Genomic DNA, 22,672 nt, shown 5'->3' with positions numbered 1-22,672 from the left:
CCCCTAGCCCACTCGCTCGCGGCGGCCCAAGATGCCCTGCGGCCGGACCAGCAGCACCAGGATCATGATCCCCAGCGCCCAGACGTTCATCAGCTGCGGCGAGAACCACAGCGTGGACAGCATGGCCACCAGACCCACCACCAGGCCGCCGACCATCGCCCCGTACGCGGTGCCCAGACCGCCCAGGATCACCCCGGCGAACATCAGCAGCAGCAGGTGGAAGCCCATCTGCCAGTGCACCGTCTGGTTCAGCCCGTAGAAGACGCCGCCCAGGGCCGACAGCGCGCCGCCCAGCCCCCACACGTACAGCGTCACCCGGTCCACGTCGATCCCCGACGACTCGGCCAGGTCCCGGTTGTCGGCCACCGCCCGCATCGCCTTCCCGATCCGGGTGAACTGCAGCATGCTCGCCACCAGCACCAGCACGACCACCGACAGCAGCAGGATGGACAGGTCCCGCGGGGTGATCGACAGCGGCCCCAGCTCCAGCGGCTCCTGGATCCGGAACTGCTCGTACTTCTCCCGGCGGGCGCCGAAGAGCACCAGCAGCACATGGCGCAGGATCAGCGAGACGCCGATGGTCACGATGAACATCTGGATCAGCGCCACATGCCGCTTGCGCAGCGGGCGCCACAGGAAGCGCTCCAGGAACATGCCGAGCCCGCCGCCCAGCACCACCGCCAGGACCAGCCCCACCACCAGCGGGTTGAGCAGGAAGCCCAGGACCGGCACGTCCGCCACCGAATCGTGCAGCGACGAGAAGACCGTCATCGTGCTGAACATCATCGCCATGAAGGCGCCGAAGGTGACCATGTCGCCGTGGGCGAAGTTGATCATCTTCGTGGTGCCGAAGATCAGCGACAGCCCCACCGAGGAGATCGCGATGATCAGACCGAAGATCACGCCCGAGACGGCGAGCTGGACGAACTTGTCGCCGAACGAGGCCCCCGCGTCCACGCCGGGCACCTCCTCGGCGCCCTCGTCCCCGGCCGCACCGTCATCACCGGCGCCGGCGCCGCCCTCGGCGTCGTCCTCCGCGCTCGGCGAAGCCGACTCCTCTGCGGCCTCCTCCGGGGTCTGCAGCCGGAAGACCACCGTCCGCTGCTGGTCGGGCCGGACCTCGACCTCGAGCTCGCTGCCGGGCTTCTCCGGCACGACGTACTCGTCGGGGACCGACTCCTCATCCAGGACGACCCGGTAGTCGCCCGGACCGGGCAACTCGACTTCCCATCTTCCCTCAGAGTCGGTGGTCGCCTCACCGATCACCTCGTCGCCTTCCGTACCTTCGTAGACCGTGATCTCCAGGCCTTCGACGGTGGTGGGCTGACGAATCTGACCGTTGAGGTTCTCACCGCCCTGGGCGTCTGCCGCTGCCGCCCCTGGGATCACCATGAAAGCGGCGATCACGGCGAGCAGCACAGTCACGAGGCGTGTGCGCACGCGCGCTCCTTGCGCATCTGAGAACTGACGGTTCCAGACGGTTCGTCCGGAACCGGGAGGTATCCATCGGTGGCGCGAGTTTAGCCCGGTTTATCGGAGGCTTTCAGCATCGCTAATGCGACGTGATGCAACCGGTACCCCTTCGTGCGAATCCGTGACCGGATCGCAACACCCGTCGCCTCGGAAACCACCACACCCCTCTTGACCTGCACACTTCCAAAATGAGAGGAGGTCGGCCGCCCGCACGGCGGAGGCCGGGCGCGGCGCTCCGCCCGAGCGCACGGCTCCGCTCCGTACACGGATCCCCCGCACACAGGGCCGGCACAGGGCCCGCACGCAGAACGCCCCCGGCCGGAACCGGCCGGGGGCGTCGCGCGCAGCGGAGCGCCTTCGAGGGCGGGGCAGGGCGGAGCCCGGAGAGGGCCCGCCGCCCGCCGGGGGCTACCCCTCCTGCTCCAGGGTCTCGACCACGGTCTCGGCCACCTTGCGCATGGTCAGCCTGCGGTCCATGGAGTTCTTCTGGATCCAGCGGAAGGCCTCGGGCTCGCTCAGCCCGTGCCGGCTCTGCAGCAGGCCCTTGGCCCGCTCCACCAGCTTGCGCGTCTCCAGCCGGTCCTGCAGCCCGCTGACCTCGGCCTCCAGCGCGGACAGCTCGGCGTAGCGGCTGACCGCCATCTCGATGGCCGGCACCAGGTCGGTCTTGCTGAACGGCTTGACCAGATAGGCCATCGCCCCGGCGTCCCGCGCCCGCTCCACCAGGTCGCGCTGGGAGAACGCGGTCAGGATGACGACCGGAGCGATCCGCTCGGCCGCGATCCGCTCGGCCGCCGACAGGCCGTCCAGCACCGGCATCTTGATGTCGAGGATGACGAGGTCGGGTTTGAGCTCGCCGGCGAGCCGCACCGCGGTCTCACCGTCGCCCGCCTCCCCCACCACGGCATAGCCGTCCTCCTCAAGCATCTCCTTGAGGTCCAGCCGGATCAGGGCCTCGTCTTCCGCGATCACCACGCGGCTCTGCGTCGTCGTCACGGACACGAGGGTACCGAGAACGTGTAGACTCCGGGACGTCGGCTTGCTCTTCAGGGGCGGCCTCTCCAGACAAAACCGGACATCTAACACATCCGAGAAGATGTCAGGAAATAGAGCCGGAATGGCGGAATCGGCATACGCGATCGCCTCAAAAGCGATTGCCCTTTGGGCTTGTGGGTTCGAATCCCACTTCCGGCACCAGGCAAATTATCCACAGGGAACCCCGAGGCGCGTCAGCGCCTCTTATTTTTTTCCTGTGGATATCGAACGCGAGTTCGACTCAATGGGCGACCCTTGACCCATGTACCCCCGCGAAACCGTGGACGAAGCCCTCCTGCTGCACACCCTCGGTTGGACCGACCGAGAAGTCGCCACCGCACTCGGCGTCTCCATCCAATCCGTACGCCATTGGCGCACCGGCCGCCGGCGCGCCCCCGAGACCGAACTTCGTCGTGCGAACCGGACCACCTACTGCCCCATCTGCTCAAAAGCCGCCCTAGACCGGCCCGCCTACTCCTATCTGCTCGGGCTCTACCTGGGAGACGGCCACATCACCCGCCACCGGCGCGGTGTCCACTACCTCTCCGTCTTCTGCACCGACTCCTACCCCTCACTCATCCGCCAGTGCGAGGAGAGCATGGGGAAGGTCTTCCCGTGCACGCCTTTCCGTGTCCAGCGGGTGGGTTGCACCGAGGTGAAGGCCGCCTCGAAGCACTGGCCCTGCGTGTTCCCCCAACACGGCCCCGGCAAGAAGCACAGTCGGCGAATCCTCCTGGCCGAGTGGCAGGAAGAAATAGTGAACGAATATCCCCAGGGGCTCGCCCGCGGACTGTTCCATTCCGACGGCTGCCGGATCAACAACCGGGTCCGCCGGAAAGTCCGGGGCGAGTGGAAGTACTACGACTACCCCCGGTACTTCTTCAGCAACACCTCCCCCGACATCCACGTCATCCTCATCCGCTCCCTCGACCTCATCGGGGTCGAGTGGACCCTGCGCTGGCAGAAGCTGAAGAACGAGAAGCACCGCGACGCCGGCATCCTCTCCGTCGCCAAACGGGATTCCGTCGCTCTGCTCGACACCTTCATCGGGCCGAAAAGCTGATTGCGGAAGGCTCAGATCCCCCGGTGCTCCCGGCGGTCACATCACGGCTACAACCTGGGCACAACCCGTGAGTTTGGTCGCCACAAGGGCCTGAGGTCCCTGATCCTGGAATTGGAGGGGTGCCGCGGAACGACTTCGTCGGCCGCCGGTGCCCGGTGGCGAAGGGAGTGGACGGTGCTGACCGCGGTGGCCGGGATCGTCGGGGTGCTGGTGATCGGCGCCTGGGCGGTCGTGGCCTGGGGTTCCAAGCGGCGGCAGCCGTGGCTGATGGCCCCGCTGGCGCTGCTCGCGGTCGTTCTCGTGGTGCTGGGGCAGCCGGGTTGGGCCTTCCTGCCCATCGCGGCGCTGCTCGCCGGCTCCTTCGCCGAGCTGGTCATCGGCGCCCGGGAGGCGCCGACCCTGCGCACCAAGGACCCCGACGGGCCGCTGAGCACCGAGCGGTGGGCGGCCGCGGTGGCCGCGCCGTTCCGGGTCGCGGTGGCCGAGCCGTGGGACGTGGTGGTCCGGCCGCAGCTGCGCCGCCGGTACCGCAAGGTGCTGCAGGCCGAGTGGAACGTGACCGACCGGGCCGGGCTGCTCGCCGCCGTCGACCGGCTCTGGGCCGAGCTGCACGCCGGCCCCGCCGCCGACCTGGTGGTGGACCTGCGCACCGGGACGGCGCGCACCCGGGTGCCGGAGGGGGCTCCGGCGGGCGCCGCGGAGCAGCGGGTGCTGCTCACGCCCGAGCAGGTCGGGCGGATGCGCGAGGTGACCGGTGCCGACGACCGGGCCGAGACGGTGGTCATCGGCGCCTACGAGTGGTGGAAGTCGGCGCACCTGGTCCGGTTGGCGTGCGGGGGCGCGACGCTGGACTGGCTGAGCCAGGCCGAGACGCAGAACCTGCTCCGCCGGGTCGCCACGGATCTGCAGCGGCGCTATTCGGGCTGGCAGCAGCTGGCCGAGGCGTTCCATGCCGGGTACCTGCTGTGGCACGGCGGGGGGCCGGACGAGGACGTGGTGGACCGGGTGTGGACGGCGCTGGGGCTGCTGAACTCCGCGCCGGACAGCCCGTGGAACCTGCTGCCGTGGGACATGCCGCTGGAGCGGGCCCCTTATGAGGCGGCGCCGGGGTCGGCGGCGGAGTCGGCGGGGGCGAGTGACGGGCGCCAGGGCGGTGCCTCGCCCGGTCCGGAGGGGTCGGTGGGGGGTGCGCCGCAGGCGCGGCATCCCTGACCCGGGGCCGGTCGGCGGTCGCTGGAGGGCCGCCGGGGGCCAGGGAGCGGGCGGCGGGCGCGCTGGGCGCCCGTTGGCCGATCCGCCGCTCCCCGTGCCCCGCCCGGGGTCGCGCGGGGTCGCGCTTCCCGGGGTCGGGGCCGTTGGCCGGGGTGTCGGTGGGGCGGTGGCTGGTCGCCCCGTTCCGGTTCCCGTGCCGTGTCGGTGCCGTTCTTCGGCGGTTCCGGTTCAGCGGTTCCGCCGGCGGCGGGTCACTTCCCGTGCGTGATGGCGTCGCCGATGCGGTGCACGCGCAGGGAGTTGGTGGAGCCGGGGGTTCCGGGCGGGCTGCCGGCGACGACGACGACCTTGTCGCCCTTCTGGTAGATGCCCATGTCGAGGAGTTCGGTCTCGACCTGGCGGACCATTTCGTCGGTGTGGTCGACCCAGGGCACGCAGTAGGCGTCCACGCCCCACTGGAGGGAGAGGCGCCCCTTGGTGGTGCTCTGGGTGGTGAAGGCGATCAGCGGGATGGGCGACCGGTAGCGGGCCAGCCGGCGGGCGGTCTCGCCGGACATGGTGAAGGCGACCAGGGCCTTGGCGCCGACGGTGGCGCCGACCTCGGCCGCGGCGCGGGCGATGGCGCCGCCGGTGGTCTCGGGGACCCGGTTGAGGATGTGCGAGGCGCGCAGGGATTCCTGCTCTGCGGCGACGACGATGCGGTCCATGGTGCGGACGGTCTCGACCGGGTACTTGCCCACGCTGGTCTCGCCGGAGAGCATGACGGCGTCGGCGCCGTCGAGGACGGCGTTGGCGACGTCGGAGGTCTCGGCGCGGGTGGGCCGGGGTGCGCTGATCATGGATTCGAGCATCTGGGTGGCGACGATGACCGGTTTGGCCTTGTCGCGGCAGCGCTCGATGGCCCGCTTCTGCACCATCGGGACGTTCTCCAGGGGGAGTTCGACGCCGAGGTCGCCGCGGGCGACCATGACGCCGTCGAAGACCTCGATGATGTCCTGGAGCCGTTCGACGGCCTGGGGCTTCTCGATCTTGGCGATGAGGGGGACCCGGACCCCGGCCTCGTCCATGATGCGGTGGACCTCGTCGGCGTCGGCGGGGCTGCGCACGAAGGAGAGGGCGACCATGTCGACGCCCTGGGCGAGGGCCCAGCGCAGGTCGCGCTCGTCCTTGTCGGTGAGTGCGGGGACGCTGACGGCGACGCCGGGGAGGTTGAGTCCCTTGTGGTTGGAGACGGGACCGCCGATGACGACGCGGGTGTGCACGTCGGTTCCGGTGGTCTTGGTGCATTCGAGGACGACGCGGCCGTCGTCGATGAGGACGCGGTCGCCGGGGCGGACGTCTCCGGGGAGGCCCTTGTAGGTGGTGGACACCTTGCGGGCGTCGCCGGGGACTTCTTCGGTGGTGATGGTGAAGGGGTCGCCCGGGGTGAGGTCGACCGGGCCGTCGGCGAAGGTGCCGAGGCGGATCTTGGGGCCCTGCAGGTCGGCGAGGATGCCGACGTTGCGTCCTTTCTCCTTGGCCGCCGCGCGGACGTTCTCGTAGTTCGCGCGGTGGTCGTCGTGGGTTCCGTGGCTGAGGTTGAGCCGCGCCACATCGAGCCCTGCGTCGACGAGTTCGCGGAGGGTCTCCGGACTCGAGGTGGCAGGGCCGAGGGTCGCGACGATTTTCGCTCGACGTGTCACTCTTCCCACTCTAGAGCTTTTCGGGGCCGGAGTGGTCTAAACCAGGTTGCGAGTGGGCGTATGATCGGCGGCTTTCTCGCGATGTGGACGCGGCGGCGGGGGGAAGGGGCGGGGGCGTCCTGCTTCGGGGCGGTGCCGTGTGCGCGCGGAGGGGTTCGCCGGTCTCGGCGCTGTGGGGGTGTCAGGGCGCTCTGATTCCCCCGCAGCGCCGAGGTCGCCGGTTCAGGGTGTGTCGGTGCGGCCGGGGATGCGGCCGTAGGCGCGGAGGACGAGGAGGCGGCGGATGGTGGCCATGCCGCGCCAGTCGTCGCGGGCGCGCTCGGTCCAGTAGGGGCGGGCGGTGGGCCAGCCGCCGTCGGGTCGCTGGGTGCGTTCCAGGAGGTCGAGGTTGGCGTCGATCTCGGCGTCGGTGAACATGCGCCGGGCCAGGGAGTCGGGGCCGGGTGCGAGGTCGAGCGGCCTGCGGACGGCTCCGGGGCGGTCGGCGTCGAGTTCGATGGCGGCGCGGATCATGGGTGCGAGCCGGTCGGCTTCGGCGGCGGCGCGGGCCTGGTCGGGGACGTGGTGCAGGAAGGTGCACACGGCCATGGCCTCGTCGGGGTCGGTCCAGTGCAGGGCGGCGATGCGGGTCCAGCAGAAGGCGGTGGCGCGGTCCCTCCAGGGGCCGGTGACGTGGCCGCGGTGGAGGAGGCCGGCGATGGCGGCGGTGGGGCGGAGGGCGCCGCGGGGGCTGATGTCGGGGTCGCGCCATTGGGGGGCGGCTTCGGTGTAGCGGGCGCCGTGGGTGACGGGTGGTACGCCGCCGTCGCGTCCGGTGACGGAGGTGAGGTAGGTGGTGATGCCGGTGGCGGTGGCGGGTGGGACGGGGCCGAGTTCGAGGAGGTGGCGGAGGGCGTATTCGACGGCGAGCGGTTCGCTCCGGTGGCCGCGCAGGTCGGGGTAGAGGCCGTTGCCGTAGCCTCCGTCGATGTTGCGGTAGGCGTCCAGGGCGGTGCGGACGGGTTCGGTGGGGCCGGCGGCGAACAGGTGGTCGTAGCGGCGCCGGTCGAGGAGCCGGGCGGTGCGGCTGATGAAGTGCTCTGCGGCGTGTAATGCGTCGGCGGTGACCGTCTTCATGCCTCGGAATCTACGCCTGGGGGCCGCCCCGCAAACCTGACCGACTTGCACGCTATGCCGGTTTTTGCCACTTCTATAACCGGGCAAAGAGGATGAACGGCGACGAACGCCGCCGACAGATGCTCACGCATCCTTAACGCCCTCGGCGGTCCGGACGCCCCGCCCGCCTGCGGCGCGGCGCCGCCGGCGGGCCAGGACCGGCGCCCCGGCCCAGGAGAACAGGACCACCGCGGCGGCCGCGAGCCGGACCTCCATCAGGTGGGCCTCGGGGTAGACCACCCCGGTCAGGTAGTGGTCGACGAACCCGCCCGGCGGCAGGCCGCTCTCCCCCGCGCGCAGCCGCGCCCACTGCTCCACGTGGGTGAGCGGGCAGTCCCAGCCGATCACGATGATGCCCAGCCCGTAGCAGGCGGCCGCGGCGTGCGGCCACAGCGCGGCCGGCCACCGCCAGGCGAGGAACCCGCCGGCGACGACGTAGCCGAGGAAGGCGAAGTGCAGCACCATCGCGGCCTCGGCGAGCAGCCGGTAGCCCATACCCGGACGGTACCCCGGGAGGGGTGTCCCGCCCAGGGCCGCGGACGGCTCCGGCCGGGGCCTGCGGACGCGCCCCGCGCACCCGGGCCGGGCCGGCGGCCCCGGGGCGCGCCGCAGGAGCCCGCCGGTTCGGCCGGCGGCCCCTGGGAACGGCGCCGCCCGCCGACCCGGGGCGGGGCGCTCCGGGGCGGCGGGCGGTGCGGTCCGGTGCCGGCGTCCGGTCAGACCAGCGGGCGGGCGGTCGGCGGGATCGCGGTGGGCAGCGAGGACGGGGCCCCGGCGCCCAGGTAGCGGTCGACGCCGGCGGCCGCGGAGCGGCCCTCGGCGATGGCCCAGACGATGAGGGACTGGCCGCGCCCCATGTCGCCGGCGCAGAACACGCCCTCGACGCTGGTCGCGTACTCCTCGTCGCGCCGCACGTTGCCGCGGCCGTCGAACTCGACGCCCAGCTGCTCCAGCAGGCCCTCCTTCTGCGGCCCGGTGAAGCCCATGGCCAGGGTGACCAGGTCGGCGGGGATCTCCCGCTCGCTGCCGGGCACCGGCTCGAAGCCCTTGTCGGTCCGCTCGACGTCGACCAGCTTGAGCGCGCGCACCCGGCCGCTCTCGTCGCCGAGGAACTCCAGGGTGTTCACCGAGTAGACGCGCTTGCCGCCCTCCTCGTGGGCGCTGGTGACCTTGTACAGCGCCGGCATGGTCGGCCAGGGCTGGGAGCCGGGCCGCTTCGCCGGCGGCTTGGGCATGATCTCCAGCTGGGTGACGGAGGCGGCGCCCTGCCGGTGGGCGGTGCCGACGCAGTCGGCGCCGGTGTCGCCGCCGCCGATGACCACGACGTGCTTGCCCTGGGCGGTGATCGCCGGGGTGTCGGTGTCGCCCTCCTGCACCCTGTTGGCCTCGGGGAGGTAGTCCATGGCCTGGTGCACGCCGTCCAGTTCGCGGCCGGGGACGGGCAGGTCGCGGGTGACGGTGGCGCCGCCGGTGAGCACCACGGCGTCGTTGTTCGCGCGCAGTTCGCGGGCGGTGATGTCGGTGCCGATGTCCAGCCCGGTGCGGAACCGGGTGCCTTCGGCGGCCATCTGCGCCAGGCGCCGGTCGAGGTGGCGCTTCTCCATCTTGAACTCGGGGATGCCGTAGCGGAGCAGGCCGCCGATCCGGTCGGCGCGCTCGTAGACGGTGACGTCGTGGCCTGCGCGGGTGAGCTGCTGGGCGGCGGCGAGGCCGGCCGGGCCGGAGCCGATGACGGCGACCTTCTTTCCGGTGCGCACGGCGGGCGGCTGCGGGCGGACCCAGCCCTCCTCCCAGGCCCGGTCGATGATGGAGACCTCGACGTTCTTGATGGTCACGGCGGGCTGGTCGATGCCGAGCACGCACGCCGACTCGCACGGGGCGGGGCAGAGCCGCCCGGTGAACTCGGGGAAGTTGTTGGTGGCGTGCAGGCGCTCGATCGCCTCGCCCCAGTCGTGCCGGTAGACCAGGTCGTTCCATTCGGGGATGAGGTTCCCGAGCGGGCAGCCGTTGTGGCAGAACGGGATGCCGCAGTCCATGCAGCGGGACGCCTGCCTGGTGACGGTGGCGCGGTCGAAGTCCTCGTAGACCTCGCGCCAGTCGCTGATGCGGACGTCGACGGGTCGGTGGGCGGGCAGCTCCCGCTCGGTGATCTTGAGGAAGCCCTTGGGGTCGGCCATGTTCCTGAATCCCTCCTTTCGGCGCGGGCCCTATGCCTGGGCGGCGGCCATGACGGCCTGGTCGACGTCGGTCCCGTTCGCCTCGGCCTCGGCCTGGGCGGCCAGGACGCGCTTGTAGTCGCGCGGCATGACCTTGGTGAAGCGGGGCCAGGCGGCGGCGGGGTCGGCGAGCAGCCGGGCGGCGACGGCGGAGCCGGTCTGCTCGGCGTGCCGGGTGAGCACGTCGCGGAGGAATTCGCGGTCCTCGGCGTCGAGCGGGTCGAGGTCGACCATCTCGGGGTTGACCCGGTGCGGGTCGAGGTCGAGGACGTAGGCGATGCCGCCGGACATGCCGGCCGCGAAGTTGCGGCCGGTGCGGCCGAGGACGACGGCGCGGCCGCCGGTCATGTACTCGCAGCCGTGGTCGCCGACGCCTTCGGCGATGGCCAGTGCGCCGGAGTTGCGGACGCAGAACCGCTCGCCGACGATGCCGCGGAGGAACACCTCGCCGGAGGTGGCGCCGTAGGCGATGACGTTGCCGGCGATGATGTGCTCTTCGGCGGTGATCGGGGCCTGCTCGGGCGGGCGGACGGTGATCCGGCCGCCGGACAGGCCCTTGCCGACGTAGTCGTTGGCGTCGCCGACGAGGCGGAGTGTGACGCCGCGCGGGACGAACGCGCCGAACGACTGGCCGGCGGCGCCGGTGAAGGTGATGTCGATGGTGTCGTCGGGCAGGCCGTCGGCGCCGTGCCGCTTGGTCACCTCGTGGCCGAGCATGGTGCCGACGGTGCGGTTGACGTTGCGCACCGGCAGGTCCAGGGAGACCTTCTGGCCGTAGTCCAGGGCGCCTTCGCTGAGCTGGATCAGGGTGTTGTCCAGGGCCTTGGCCAGGCCGTGGTCCTGGGTGCGGCTCTGCTTGGCGTGGTCGCCCTCCCAGGGGTCGACCTTGTGCAGGACGGGGGCGAGGTCGAGCCCGGCGGCCTTCCAGTGGTCGACGGCGTCGGCGGTGTCGAGCAGCTCCACGGCGCCGATGGCCTCGTCCAGGCTGCGGAAGCCCAGGGCGGCGAGGTGTTCGCGGACCTCTTCGGCGATGAACTCGAAGAAGTTGACCACGAACTCGGCCTTGCCGGAGTAGCGCTTGCGCAGTTCGGGGTTCTGGGTGGCGACGCCGACCGGGCAGGTGTCCAGGTGGCAGACGCGCATCATGACGCAGCCGGAGACGACGAGCGGCGCGGTGGCGAAGCCGAACTCCTCGGCGCCGAGGAGGGCGGCGACGATGACGTCGCGGCCGGTCTTGAGCTGGCCGTCGGCCTGGACGGTGATGCGGTCGCGCAGCCCGTTGCGGAGCAGGGTCTGCTGGGTTTCGGCGAGGCCGAGCTCCCAGGGGGTGCCGGCGTGCTTGAGCGAGGTCAGCGGGGACGCGCCGGTGCCGCCGTCGTGGCCGGAGATGAGCACGACGTCGGCGTGGGCCTTGGAGACGCCGGCGGCGACGGTGCCCACGCCGGCCTCGGAGACCAGCTTGACGTGCACCCGGGCCTGCGGGTTGGCGTTCTTCAGGTCGTGGATGAGCTGGGCGAGGTCCTCGATGGAGTAGATGTCGTGGTGCGGCGGCGGCGAGATGAGGCCGACACCGGGGGTGGAGTGCCGGGTCTGGGCGACCCAGGGGTAGACCTTGTGGCCGGGCAGCTGGCCGCCTTCGCCGGGCTTGGCGCCCTGGGCCATCTTGATCTGGATGTCGTCGGCGTTGGTGAGGTAGTGCGAGGTGACGCCGAACCGGCCGGAGGCGACCTGCTTGATGGCACTGCGCCGGAGGTCGCCGTTGGGGTCGGGGGTGAAGCGGCGCGGGTCCTCGCCGCCTTCGCCGGTGTTGGACTTGCCGCCGAGGCGGTTCATCGCGACGGCGAGGGTCTCGTGGGCCTCGGCGGAGATGGAGCCGTAGGACATGGCGCCGGTGGAGAACCGCTTGACGATGGCGGAGACCGGTTCGACCTCGTCGATCGGGACGGGTTCGCGCACGCCCTCCCTGAGCCGGAACATTCCGCGCAGGGTCATCAGCTCGCCGGCGCGGCGGTCGACCTTGGAGGTGTACTCCTTGAAGATCTCGTAGCGCCGGGTGCGGGTGGAGTGCTGGAGCTTGAAGACGGTCTCGGGGTCGAACAGGTGCGGTTCGCCCTCGCGACGCCACTGGTATTCGCCGCCGACGGGCAGCCGGCGGTGGTCGGCCGGGTTGGCGGTGTGCGCGGCGGCGTGCCGGATCCGGACCTCTTCGGCGAGCACGTCGAAGCCGACGCCGCCGAGCCGGGAGGTGGTGCCGGTGAAGCAGTGGTCGATGACCTCGGGGCCGATGCCGACGGCCTCGAAGATCTGCGCGCCGGTGTAGGAGCTCACCGTGGACACGCCGATCTTGGACATGACCTTGAGGACGCCCTTGCCGTAGGCCTTGACGGTGTTGCGCACCGCGGTGTCGGCGTCGATGCCGCCGATGACGCCGCGTTCGGCGAGGTCGCGCACGGTGGACAGGGCCAGGTAGGGGTTGACGGCGGAGGCGCCGTAGCCGAGCAGGAGCGCCATGTGGTGGCATTCGCGGGCGTCGCCGGCCTCGGCGACCAGGCCGACCTGGTTGCGGGTCTTCTCCCGGACCAGGTGGTGGTGGACGGCGCCGGTGAGCATGAGCGAGGGCACCGGGGCGCGGCCGGGGCCGGAGCCGCGGTCGCTGAGGACCAGGATGCGGGCGCCGCCGGCGATGGCGCGGTCGGCTTCGGCGCAGATCTCGGCGAGGCGCCGGGAGAGCGCGGTACCGCCGCCGTCGGCCTCGTAGGTGCCGTTGAGGACGTGCACCCGGAAGGCGGGGTCGCCGCCGGGGGCGCCGGCGGCGCGGATCGCGGCGAGTTCGGCGTCGTCCAGGATCGGGGTGGGCAGCACGATCCGGCGGCAGTCCTCCGGGGTGCCGGCCAGGACGTTCTCCTCTGCGCCGAGGGCGACGCCGAGGCTGGTGACCAGCTCTTCGCGGATGGCGTCCAGCGGCGGGTTGGTGACCTGGGCGAAGCCCTGGGTGAAGTAGTCGAAGAGCTGCCGGGAGCGCTTGGAGAGCGCGGCGACCGGGGTGTCGGTGCCCATGGAGCCGATGGGTTCGGCGCCGGTGCGGGCCATCGGGGTGAGGATGATCCGGAGTTCTTCCTCGGTGTAGCCGAAGACCTGCTGGCCGCGGAGGAGGTCGTCGCCGGTGGCGGGTTCGGCCGGGGCGGCGGGCAGGTCGGCGAGGCGGACCACGCCCTGGGCGAGCCATTCGGCGTAGGGCTGCTCGGCGGCGAGTTCGGCCTTGACCTCTTCGTCTTCGACGATGCGCCCCTGGGCGGTGTCGACGACGAAGATGCGGCCGGGCTGCAGGCGGCCCTTGCGGACCACGGTGGCGGGGTCGATGTCGAGCACGCCGGCCTCGCTGGCGAGGACGACGAGGCCGTCGTCGATGACCCAGTAGCGGCCGGGGCGGAGCCCGTTGCGGTCCAGGACGGCGCCGACGAGGGTGCCGTCGGTGAAGGAGACGGAGGCGGGTCCGTCCCAGGGCTCCATGAGCATGGAGTGGAACTCGTAGAAGGCCCGCACCTGCGGGTCCATCTCGGTGTGGTTCTCCCAGGGCTCGGGGATCATCATCAGCACGGCGTGCGGCAGGGACCGCCCGCCGAGGTGGAGGAGTTCCAGGGCGGCGTCGAAGGACGCGGTGTCGGAGTCCTCGGGGTCGACGATCGGGAAGAGCCGGGACAGGTCGCCGGGGAGCACGTCGCTGGCGAGGGTGGCCTCGCGGGCCCGCATCATGTTGCGGTTGCCCTTGACGGTGTTGATCTCGCCGTTGTGCGCGACGTAGCGGAACGGGTGGGCCAGCGGCCAGGACGGGAAGGTGTTGGTGGAGAACCGGGAGTGGACCAGGGCCAGCGCGGAGGTGTAGCGCCGGTCGGACAGGTCGGGGAAGAACGGCTCCAGCTGCGGCGTGGTGAGCATGCCCTTGTAGGCGATGGTCCGCGGCGACAGGCTGGGGAAGTAGACGCCGGTCTCGTGCTCGGCGCGCTTGCGCACGCAGTAGGCGTACCGCTCCAGGTCGATGCCGGTGAGTCCGGCGGCGGGGCCGCCGGCGGCGCCGGTGAGGAACGGCTGGGCGAAGTGCGGCATGGCCTGGCGGGCGGCGGGGCCGCAGTAGCGCGGCTCCACCGGCAGGTCGCGCCAGCCGAGCACGGTCAGGCCCTCTTCGGCGGCGATGGCCTCGATGCGGGCGACGGCTGCGGCCCGGTCGGCCTCGCCGGTGGGCAGGAACGCGATGCCGGTGGCGTAGGCGCCCGCCTCGGGCAGGTCGAAGCCGGTGGTGGCGCGGTAGAGCTCGTCGGGGATCTGGGTGAGGATCCCGGCGCCGTCGCCGTCGTCGGGGTCGGCGCCGGAGGCGCCGCGGTGGTCCAGGTTGCGCAGGACGGTGAGGGCCTTGCCCACGGTGCCGTGGGTGCGCCGGCCGGTGAGGTCGGCGACGAAGCCGACACCGCAGGCGTCGTGCTCGAAGGAGCGGTCGTAGAGGCCCTGGTCGGAGCCGGGGCGGGTGGCCGCGTTGCGGGTGGGTTCCGCGTCCGTGCGGTCGAGCGGACGCTGCACCTGGCCAGCAGGCATCTACCCTCCATGTCGTCGTGCGTATGGGCTTCGGTGAAAGCGCATCCGGGACGACATTGGCCCTGCTGCGGTGTGTTCGGTTCGGTTGTGCCCGGCCGCGGTGCCGGGGCGGGCGGGCCGCCGCGGGCTCCGCTCGGTCCTGGGGGTGCACGTCCTCGTGGTGACCGTTGCGGAGCGCGCCTGTTCGGGCCCGCTCGGGTGGTTCAGGTTATACAACGTGGTCGGGGTGGTTCGCGAATCCCAGGTCTAGACCACGGGCCGCCACGGTGCGGCCCGGTTCGCTGCGCCGGTTCCCCGCCTCGGCAAGGATACGACGGTCGCCCCCTCCCGGTGGTACCGGGTTGGCGGAGGTGTTTCCAGCGGCCCGGGGGGTCAAACATCGACACACCGGGCGGGACCTTCTCGAGGCAGCGTAACAAGGCGTTGACGAGGGTGTTTCCGCCGGGTTCCGGTGGCCGCGGCGCGGCCGGCGCGGGCCGGGCCGCGGGCGGCGGGCCGGGCCGCGGGCGGCGGGCCGGGCCGCGGGCGGCGGGCCGGGCCGCACCGGGCGGTTCCGGCGGGGTCCGCGGCACCCCGCGGGGGCGGGCCGGCGGGCGGGGCCGCCGGGGCGCGGGTGGGGGATGTCACTCCGACGGGCCGGCCGGGCGGTGGCCCGGGCGCGGCGGCCGGGGGCGCCCGGGGTGGGAGGATCGTGGGGTGAGCGATCTTCCTTCCGACCTTTCCGCACTCCTGGACGAGCAGGGTGCCGATGCGGCCCTCATCCACCGCGTGCTCGGCGCGCTGGCGGGCGGGGAGCCGTGGAGCGCCCGGGAGCTGGTGCGGGCCACCGCGGTGCCGCACCGGCTGGTCGCGGCGGCGCTGGACGCGCTCGGCGGCGACCTGGAGCGGGGGGACGGCGGGCCCGAGGAGCGGGTGCGGCTGGCCCGGCCGGGCGGGTACGCGGGGTTCCGGGCGGCGGGCGGCCCGCCGGCCGATCCGGGTGAGGCGGCGGGCCGGTTCCCGCGGGCCGCCGAGGAGCTGCGGCGGCTGGTGGCCGAGGCGCCGCCGTCGCGGACCGAGCTGGACCATGTGGCGGCGACGCCGGGGACCGCGCTGCGGCGCGGAGCCTATCTGGCCGACCGGTTCGCGATGCCGGGGCGGCGGCTGCTGTGCGTCGGCGACCACGATCTGACGTCGCTGGCGGCGCTGCTGGTCTGCCCGGAGGCGGAGGCGGCCGTGGTGGACGTGGACGAGCGGATGCTGGAGTACATCGACGGCGCGGCGGCCCGGCTCGGTCTGGCGGTGCGGTGCCACTTCGCGGATCTGCGGGCGGGGCTGCCGGCGCCGGTGGCGGGCTGGGGGGACCTGGTCTTCACCGATCCGCCGTACACCCCGGAGGGGGTGGAGCTGTTCGTCCGGCGGGGCCTGGAGGGGATGGCCGATCCGCGGCGCGGCCGGGTGCTGGTGGCCTACGGGGCCAGTGGGACCACCCCGGGCCTGGTGGCCAGGACCCAGGCCCGGCTGGCCCGGTTGGACCTGGTGTTCGAGGCGGTGCTGCCGGACTTCAACCGCTACCTCGGCGCGGAGGCGATCGGCGCCGCCAGCGACCTGTACGTGCTGCGGCCGCTGTCGCGCACGGCGCCGGGCGGCGGCGCGGAGCAGGCCCGGATCTACAGCCAGGGCGGCAACGCCAAGGAGGCGGCGGGCGCGGTGGCGGCCGCGGGCGCGGCGGAGCTGCTCGGCGGGGGGACGGCGGTGGGCGAGTGGCCGGCCGCGGCGCTGCCCGAGGGGGCCCGCCGGGTGCGGTTGGCGACCTGGCTGGCGTCGCCGGTGCCGGCCGAGGACCCGGTGCTGCTGCTGACCGGCGGGTGGGAGGCGCTGCTGGGCCGCGCGCTGCTGGCCGGGGCGGGGCCGCGGGTCCGCGCGGTGGTGCCGTCGTCGGCGCCGGAGGTGCGCGACGCCGCCGGGCAGCGGGCGCTGCGCGCGCTGCTGGAGCCGCGGTTCCGGGTGCGGTTCCTCAAGGGCCGCCCGGGGCCCCGGGAGACGGTGGTGGAGGTGTCCGCCGCTCCCCTGCCGGAGGACGCCCCGGCGGCGGAGCGGCTGCTGGCCTACTGCCAGGAGCGGGCGCACGGCCCGCTCCCCCGCACGCTGCGCGAGGGGCTGATCGCGGTCACCGGCCGGGACGGCGCCCCGGTGAACAAGCGCACCGCCCGTTCCCTGGTGTCCGAGTGGGCGCCGTGGGCCCCGAACCACACCCTGCTCGACCTGCCCGGCCACCGCTTCGCCGAGCTGCGCGCGGCCGCAGAGGGGATGACCGCCGCGGCGGCGGAGCACTCGGCGGAGGGCTGATCCGCCGCTCAGATCCTCGATGGAGGGTTTTCCCCGGACACGGAGCCCCGGCCTTCCCCGGCCCCGGCCCCGCACCACGGCGCTACCTCGTTGAGCTCAGGGTTGTCGTGTCGAGGCTCCGCCCGCCACCGCCCACCCTTGCCGCTGTCACGATGACGTTGAGCTCAACGAGGTAGCGCCGTGGTGCGGGTAGCGCTGTGAACGAGGTGGCGATGTGCCGGGCGGCCGGGGCGGGGCCCCGGCCGCGGGTCAGCCGGCGGGCTGCTCGGTCCCGGGGGCGGTCTCCGCGCCCGCACCGGCTCCGGTTCCGCCGGCTCCCGCACCGGTCCCGGTGTCCGTACCGGTTCCGGCTCCGGCTCCTGTGTCGGTGCCGGTTCCGGTGCCCGCGCCGGTCCCGGCGCCGCCTTCGGTGCCGGTCTGGCCGCCGCCCTGGAACTCCATGTTGCTCTCCACCTCGCCCAGGCGGCGGTAGAGCGGGTCCTTGAAGGAGTTGAGGGCGATCAGCGGCGAGGTGAGGTCCTGGTGCTCGGCCGGGTCCTCGGAGGACTTGTCCTGGGCCCAGGCCACCATCAGGTAGTGGCCGTTGACCGAGGCCTCCGCCCGGCTGTAGCCGGTGCCGAGCCGGGTGAGCGGGTCCTCGCCGCCCGGGTTGGCGATGAACCCGGGGCCCTTGTCCTCCAGGCTCTTCGGCTGCTCCAGGGCTTCGGCGACGGCCTGGGCCGCCTCGGCGTCGCGCAGGTTGAACAGGGCCGCCACCCCGACGTAGTCCTCGGAGTCGTAGGCGGCCCGGGCGGCCTGGGTGCAGCCGGCGTCGGAGAGCGCGGCGGCGGCCTCGTCGCCCCAGACCGCGGCCGAGCAGTCGTCCTCCAGGGACTTGGCCTTGAGGGTGAAGGTGATGCCCTGGCTCTCGATCTCCTCGTTGTCCCGCTCGAACATCTCGCCTTCGGCGAGCGGGCGGGAGTCCACCTCCTGGTCGGCGAGGACCTCGCTCATCCGCTCGGACTCGTAGACGATGGTGTAGGAGGAGGGGCGGGCGTCCGCGGGGGCCTGGGGCCCCGAGGAGGTGAACTGGAGGACGAGCACGACGGCCAGCGCGACCACGGCCAGGCCGAGGGCGCCGAGCAGGATCGGCAGGGCCTTGCCCCGCTTCTTTTTACCGCCGTCCTCCGTGCCGCTCCGGTCTGGCCTGCGGCGGGAGCCCGCCGAGCGCCGACCGGGCGCCGGGGAGCCCTCGGCCTCGTCGGTTTTCCTCCGCCGGCCGCCCTTCCGGGGGGCCGCGCCTGACGAATCAGAAGAAGACACCGGAACCTCTCGGTCGCTGAATCGGGATGCTCACGTGGACCACCGGGGCGCAGGCGTCCCTCGGGCCCCGGCGGGTGAATCCTAGCCGGAACCGCGGAACGGGCGGCCCCGCGGTTCACTCGCCTCCGTCGTCCTTGGCGCGGCTGACTTCCTCGTAGACCCAGACCGCGGCGTCCATCGCGACGACGCCCGCGGTGGCCATGGAGGTGTCCTTGTCGGGCTCCTCGCCGTTGGTGCGGGCGACCCAGAAGACCGCCAGGTAGTGGCCCATGACCTGGACGGAGGCCTGACTGTAGCCCTCGTGCAGGCCCTTGGTGTCCTCCTGCATCGGCACCAGGAAGCCGGGGTCGGACTCCAGGTTGCGCGGGTCGAGCGCCTCGGCCACGGCGGCGGAGGAGTCGGCGTCGGCGAGGTCGAACAGGGTGAACTGCGCCACGTAGTCGCCCTTCTCGTCCTGGTAGACGCCGCGGGCGGCGGAGGTGCAGCCGCCGTCGACCAGGGCCTGGCCGAGGTCCTCGCCCCAGACCCACTGGGTGCAGGTGTCGGTGGCCTCGGAGTCCTCCAGGGCGAAGGTGAAGTCGTCCTTCTCCAGCTTCTCCGCGTCGCCGCCGAAGATCTTCTCCGCGTCCAGGGGCGGCGCGTCCTCGGCCCGGGTGGCGATGGGGTCGAAGATCTCCTGCCCCTCGGTGGAGCCCTGGTAGACGGTGGGCAGCAGGGTGGAGTGGCCGTCTTCGGGCATCTCCAGCCTGGGCTTGTCGCCGCTGCCGATGGGCGTGTCGGAGACGAGCAGGTAGGCGAGGAGGCCCAGCAGGGCGACCAGGGCCACGCCGAAGAGGCCGAGCAGGATGCCCAGGACGACCGTGCCGCGCTTGCGGACGCTCTGCTCGGCGAGGTTGTTGACCACCTGGTTGGGGCGGTCGCCGAGGACGCTCACCTTGCGCAGGGCGGAGGCGGAGAACCGGGAGACGGGGTCGGCGGCGGCGGGTGCGGCCGCGGCGCGGCGGCCGCGGCGCGGGGCGCCGCCGGCGCTCTTGCCGCGCTTCTGCTCCCGCTTCCGGCGCTTCTTCTCGGCGCGCTTCTCGGCCTTGGAGAGCGGCGCCGCCTCGGCGGGGGCGCCGTCCTCCTCCGGTTCACCGTCGTAGGGCCCGTCATAGGGGCCGTCGTCGTAGGACCCGTCGTAGGGCCCGTCGTCGTAGGACCCCTCGTAGGAGCCGCCGTAGGGCTCTTCGGCGGGGCGTTCCGGGTAGGAGTCCGGGTAGGGCTCCCCGCCGCGGGGGTCACCGCCGTGGCCGCGCTCCTCGTCCTCCTGGTAGGCGACGCCGGCGGCGGGGGCCGCGTCGCGGTGGCGCCGGCCGCGGCTCGCCCGGCGGCGCCCCGCTCGTCCCGCGGAGTCGGATCTGCTCACCTGGGTTCTCACTCATCCTCGTCGGCGCCGCCGCGTCCCCCCGCGTCCTGTCCGCGGCGGCGCCGGCGCCTATTCGTCGCGTTCGGTTCCGGGAGCCTTGGCGGCGGCCCCGTTCGCGGTGGTCTCCGCGTCCTCGGTGCCGCTCTCCGCGCTCTCGGCGCCCTTCGCCCCGTCGGGCTCCTCCTCGGGGTCCTCCCCGTCGGCGGAGGAGCGCTCCTCACCGGGGGCCCGGCCCTCGTCGGGGTCTCGGCCCTCGGTGCTCTCCTCCCCGGTGGAGGAACGCTCGCCGTCCCGGTTCGAGTCCCCGGAGGGGGGCCCGGTCCGGTCCGGGGCGTCCGTTTCCGGTTCCGGGGCCGCGTCGCCGCTGTCCCGGCCGCCGGAGGCGGGGTCGGTGTCGAACACCTGGGTGCCCGCCTCCCTGCCGACGGGGACGACCCGGGTGGAGAACCGGTCCAGCCGCTGCCCGGCCCACACGAAGTAGGCCAGTGCCAGCAGGAAGACCAGGATCGACGTCCAGTTGTTCAGGCGCAGGCCGAGGATGTCGTGGGCCGGGTCCACCCGGAGGTATTCGATCCAGAACCGCCCCACACAGTAGCCCATGACGTACACCGCGAAGAGCCGCCCGCCGCCCAGCCGGTCGGTGTAGCGCCGGCCCAGCCAGGCGAGCAGGCCCGCCAGTGCGAGGCACCACAGCGACTCGTAGAGGAAGGTGGGGTGGTAGGTGGTCGCGCCGGGGATGTAGCCGGCCGGGATGCCGTTGTCGGTGGAGACGTGCAGCGCCCAGGGCAGGTCGGTGGGGGCGCCGAACAGCTCCTGGTTGAAGTAGTTGCCCCAGCGGCCGAAGGCCTGGGCCAGCGGGAGGGCCGGCGCGATGGCGAAGGACAGCTTGGACATGGACAGGCCGCGCTGCCGGGCGACCAGCCACACGCCGAGTGCGCCGAGCGGGACGGCGCCCCAGATGCCGAGGCCGCCCTCCCAGATGAACAGGGCGCGGATCGGTTCCCGGCCCTCGCCGAAGTAGAGCTGGTAGTCGGTGATGACGTGGTAGATCCGGCCGCCGATGAGGCCGAGGATGACGGCGGGCACCGCCAGGTCCATGATGGTGCCCTTCTCGCCTCCCATCGCGGCCCAGCGGCGCTCGCTCCAGGCGACGGCGGCGATGACGCCCGCCAGGATGCACAGCGCGTAGAAGTGGATGGTGAGGGGGCCGATCTCGATGCCGCTCATCGGCGGGCTGGGGATCGCCGCGAGGGTGCGGCCGGCCCCGGCCGCCCCCTCGGCGGCCGCCTGGGGCAGGGTGGTCACTGGGGTGGTCATCTCTGCTGGCTATTCCTTGGCCTCGGGGGATGCGGATGCGTCCTCGTTCTCGTCCTCGGCGGCGTCGCCGTCCTTCTTCCCGCCGCCGTCGCCGTCCTCTTCGGCCTCGGCCCCGTCGCCGCTCTCCAGCGGCTCGCTCTGCACCTCGCCGGGGCCGGCCGCGGCGACGGCGTCGCGCAGGCCGGAGGCGGAGTACATCTCGTCGCCCATCTTCTGGCCGTTGAGGTAGACGGTGGGGGTGCCGCTGAACGCCTGGGCCCCGGAGTAGCGGGCGTTGACGTCGGTGGTGGCCTGGAGGACCTGCTGGACGTAGGTGTCGTCCAGGAAGGAGGAGTCGTGGCCGTTCTCGTCGCCCCAGGCGATGAGGTCGGTGACGGGCATGGCGCCGATCTGCTGGTCGGACATCTGCTGCTGGGCGTCCTGGACCAGGGCGGGCGCGTACTCCTTGGCGAACCGCTCGGCGACGGCGGCCTCGGCGTCGACCCGCTCGGCGAAGGCGGGGTCGGTGATGCCGGCCTCCTCGCCCCACTTCTTGAGGTCCTCGACCGCGAAGCCGGGCCTGCCCTCGACCGGCTGGTTCTCGAAGAGGATGTCGTTGTACTCGACGTACTTGCCGGCGTCGGCCGCGGCCCGGGCGGCGGCGGCGCCGCGCAGCGAGTTGGTGCTGATCGGGTCGGGCTGGAGGGCGAAGATGCTCACCGGCCGGTAGTGCACCACGGCCTCGCCCGCGGCGGCCATCTGCTGCAGGGTGGAGCCGCTCGCGGTCTCGAACTGCTTGCAGGCCGGGCACTGGAAGTCGGCGTAGACCTCGACGACCGGGGCCTGGGCCCCCTCCTTGGCCAGCACCACGCTGCCGTCCTGCTGGAGGGTCTGCGGGGGCAGGGCGATCTCGGTGTCCCCGCCGTCCCGGTCGGAGGCGAACCAGAAGTAGCCGCCGCCCAGGATCAGCGCGACGACGACCACCGCCGCGCCGATGACCAGGATCTTGTTCCGCTTGCGCTTGCGCTCCTCCGCGAGCCGCTGCTGTTTGATCCGTTCGCGGGCCTCGCGCCGCGCCGCCTTGCTCATCAGCCGTTCACCGTTCTACGTCGGGTTCGATGCCGGCCCCGCGGCCGCGGGGCGCCGTGTGGGTGTGCTCGCTGCCCGGGGCCCGTGCGGGCGCGGCCGGGCCGCCGGTCCGCTCAGCGGTAGAGTCCGGCGAACCGGTCGAGGGAGAGCGGCGAGCGCGGCCAGACCATGACGATACCGGCTAGGGCGAGGAAGCCGATATCGCGTGCGATGTCGACGCCGTAGGCGGTCTCCCCGGGGGCGACCGGGCCGCCGGTGCCGAAGCACCCGCAGTCGATGTTGAGGCCGCGGGCCCAGGCCGAGACGATGCCGGCGATGAAGACCAGCATGAGCAGGCCGGTGGCGGCGCCGGCGTACCTGGTGGCCAGGCCGACCAGGAGGAGCAGCGCCAGGGCGAACTCCAGCAGCGGCAGGGTGATGCCGATGAACTCGTTGACCGGGTCGGGGAAGAGGTCGTAGGCCTCGACGGACTGGATGGAGAGCGCGACCGGCAGTTTGGAGTAGGCCGCGTAGCCGAGGATGCCGGCCAGGGCGACGCGGGCGGCGAGGGTGACCCAGGGCTGGACGGCCGCCCAGCGCGACCGCGGGGCGGGGGCGTCCCCGGCGGGGCCGCCGGGCGCTGTCTCGGTCGTGTTATCGGTGGAGTCCATGTCAACTTCCCTGAGGGCGGACTGTGCTCGGCGGCCGGCGGCGGGCCGCCGGGCCGGGGGTCGAAGCGGAGCCTACTTTATGTGACCGCGCCGCGACCCCCGGTCCCGCCGGCCTGTGCACGGCGGTTCGGGCCGCGCTCCGGCCGGCCCGTCGCGCCTCCGGTGCGCCGCGGCGTCTC

Annotated in this window: 15 protein-coding genes and 1 tRNA gene; 4 read left to right on the top strand and 12 right to left on the bottom strand. The window is 72.9% G+C overall.

Going from position 1 to position 22,672, the window contains the following annotated elements; all coding sequences use genetic code 11:
- Positions 1–3: 3 nt before the first annotated feature.
- Together D459_RS0101755 and D459_RS0101750 are read right to left on the bottom strand one after the other, a co-directional pair.
- Complete coding sequence (locus D459_RS0101755) at positions 4–1,419, bottom strand: ABC transporter permease subunit (protein WP_020380023.1); 1,416 nt, start codon at positions 1,417–1,419, stop codon at positions 4–6.
- Between the two features lie 462 nt (positions 1,420–1,881).
- Positions 1,882–2,448, bottom strand: coding sequence for an ANTAR domain-containing response regulator (locus D459_RS0101750; RefSeq protein WP_017591265.1), 567 nt, complete (start codon positions 2,446–2,448; stop codon positions 1,882–1,884).
- 136 nt (positions 2,449–2,584) lie between these two features.
- On the opposite strand from D459_RS0101750, the gene D459_RS0101745 reads away from it, so the two are divergent.
- The 3 genes from D459_RS0101745 (at position 2,585) to D459_RS0101735 (ending at position 4,783) form a co-directional block, all read left to right on the top strand.
- Positions 2,585–2,670 (top strand) — tRNA-Leu (locus D459_RS0101745).
- 100 nt (positions 2,671–2,770) lie between these two features.
- Positions 2,771–3,571: a helix-turn-helix domain-containing protein gene (locus D459_RS0101740; RefSeq protein ID WP_017591264.1), complete on the top strand. Its 801-nt coding sequence runs from the start codon at positions 2,771–2,773 to the stop codon at positions 3,569–3,571.
- Positions 3,572–3,745: 174 nt separating this feature from the next.
- Complete coding sequence (locus D459_RS0101735; RefSeq protein ID WP_017591263.1) at positions 3,746–4,783, top strand: DUF1266 domain-containing protein; 1,038 nt, start codon at positions 3,746–3,748, stop codon at positions 4,781–4,783.
- A gap of 251 nt (positions 4,784–5,034) precedes the next feature.
- Here D459_RS0101735 and pyk read toward each other — a convergent pair whose 3' ends face one another.
- The 5 genes from pyk to gltB all read right to left on the bottom strand — a co-directional run bounded on the left by pyk (position 5,035) and on the right by gltB (position 14,423).
- Positions 5,035–6,465 (bottom strand): pyruvate kinase, encoded by a 1,431-nt coding sequence (pyk, locus tag D459_RS0101730; RefSeq protein ID WP_026119967.1) that lies wholly within the window; start codon positions 6,463–6,465, stop codon positions 5,035–5,037.
- A 222-nt stretch (positions 6,466–6,687) separates the two neighbouring features.
- Positions 6,688–7,581, bottom strand: coding sequence for a hypothetical protein (locus D459_RS0101725; protein WP_017591261.1), 894 nt, complete (start codon positions 7,579–7,581; stop codon positions 6,688–6,690).
- Between the two features lie 123 nt (positions 7,582–7,704).
- On the bottom strand, positions 7,705–8,115 hold the full coding sequence (locus tag D459_RS0101720) for a DUF2784 domain-containing protein (protein ID WP_017591260.1): 411 nt from the start codon (positions 8,113–8,115) through the stop codon (positions 7,705–7,707).
- Between the two features lie 221 nt (positions 8,116–8,336).
- The gene (locus D459_RS0101715; RefSeq protein WP_017591259.1) at positions 8,337–9,797 is read right to left on the bottom strand and encodes a glutamate synthase subunit beta; all 1,461 of its coding nucleotides are present in this window, start codon (positions 9,795–9,797) and stop codon (positions 8,337–8,339) included.
- Between the two features lie 30 nt (positions 9,798–9,827).
- Positions 9,828–14,423 carry a glutamate synthase large subunit gene (gltB, locus tag D459_RS0101710; protein WP_026119966.1) on the bottom strand — a complete coding sequence of 1,532 codons (4,596 nt, stop codon included), beginning with the start codon at positions 14,421–14,423 and terminating at the stop codon, positions 9,828–9,830.
- 696 nt (positions 14,424–15,119) lie between these two features.
- Between gltB and D459_RS0101700 the strand changes: the two genes are divergently transcribed.
- The gene (locus D459_RS0101700) at positions 15,120–16,751 is read left to right on the top strand and encodes a bis-aminopropyl spermidine synthase family protein (protein WP_017591256.1); all 1,632 of its coding nucleotides are present in this window, start codon (positions 15,120–15,122) and stop codon (positions 16,749–16,751) included.
- 249 nt (positions 16,752–17,000) lie between these two features.
- Here the strand turns inward: D459_RS0101700 and D459_RS35740 are convergent, their stop codons facing one another.
- The 5 genes from D459_RS35740 to D459_RS0101675 all read right to left on the bottom strand — a co-directional run bounded on the left by D459_RS35740 (position 17,001) and on the right by D459_RS0101675 (position 22,493).
- Positions 17,001–18,053, bottom strand: coding sequence for a hypothetical protein (locus D459_RS35740; protein WP_026119965.1), 1,053 nt, complete (start codon positions 18,051–18,053; stop codon positions 17,001–17,003).
- A gap of 115 nt (positions 18,054–18,168) precedes the next feature.
- Complete coding sequence (locus tag D459_RS0101690; protein WP_017591254.1) at positions 18,169–19,458, bottom strand: hypothetical protein; 1,290 nt, start codon at positions 19,456–19,458, stop codon at positions 18,169–18,171.
- 69 nt (positions 19,459–19,527) lie between these two features.
- Positions 19,528–20,775, bottom strand: coding sequence for a prolipoprotein diacylglyceryl transferase (gene lgt, locus D459_RS30380; protein ID WP_040708855.1), 1,248 nt, complete (start codon positions 20,773–20,775; stop codon positions 19,528–19,530).
- A 9-nt stretch (positions 20,776–20,784) separates the two neighbouring features.
- Positions 20,785–21,843, bottom strand: coding sequence for a DsbA family protein (locus tag D459_RS0101680; protein ID WP_017591252.1), 1,059 nt, complete (start codon positions 21,841–21,843; stop codon positions 20,785–20,787).
- Positions 21,844–21,956: 113 nt separating this feature from the next.
- Positions 21,957–22,493 carry a MauE/DoxX family redox-associated membrane protein gene (locus D459_RS0101675; RefSeq protein WP_017591251.1) on the bottom strand — a complete coding sequence of 179 codons (537 nt, stop codon included), beginning with the start codon at positions 22,491–22,493 and terminating at the stop codon, positions 21,957–21,959.
- Positions 22,494–22,672: the final 179 nt, after the last annotated feature.

This window comes from Nocardiopsis potens DSM 45234 (genome assembly GCF_000341105.1).
Classification (GTDB): Bacteria; Actinomycetota; Actinomycetes; order Streptosporangiales; family Streptosporangiaceae; genus Nocardiopsis_A; species Nocardiopsis_A potens.
The sequence above is the reverse complement of the archived record's forward strand: the minus strand, read 5'-3'. Positions and strand labels throughout refer to the sequence as shown.

What these genes read in the sequence shown, in the direction of transcription:
- D459_RS0101715 (WP_017591259.1), bottom strand. Translation starts at nt 9,797, where the DNA reads ATGGCCGACCCCAAGGGCTTCCTCAAGATCACCGAGCGGGAGCTGCCC.
- lgt (WP_040708855.1), bottom strand. Translation starts at nt 20,775, where the DNA reads ATGACCACCCCAGTGACCACCCTGCCCCAGGCGGCCGCCGAGGGGGCG.
- D459_RS0101680 (WP_017591252.1), bottom strand. Translation starts at nt 21,843, where the DNA reads ATGAGCAAGGCGGCGCGGCGCGAGGCCCGCGAACGGATCAAACAGCAG.
- D459_RS0101720 (WP_017591260.1), bottom strand. Translation starts at nt 8,115, where the DNA reads ATGGGCTACCGGCTGCTCGCCGAGGCCGCGATGGTGCTGCACTTCGCC.
- D459_RS0101725 (WP_017591261.1), bottom strand. Translation starts at nt 7,581, where the DNA reads ATGAAGACGGTCACCGCCGACGCATTACACGCCGCAGAGCACTTCATC.
- gltB (WP_026119966.1), bottom strand. Translation starts at nt 14,423, where the DNA reads ATGCCTGCTGGCCAGGTGCAGCGTCCGCTCGACCGCACGGACGCGGAA.
- D459_RS0101675 (WP_017591251.1), bottom strand. Translation starts at nt 22,493, where the DNA reads ATGGACTCCACCGATAACACGACCGAGACAGCGCCCGGCGGCCCCGCC.
- D459_RS0101740 (WP_017591264.1), top strand. Translation starts at nt 2,771, where the DNA reads ATGTACCCCCGCGAAACCGTGGACGAAGCCCTCCTGCTGCACACCCTC.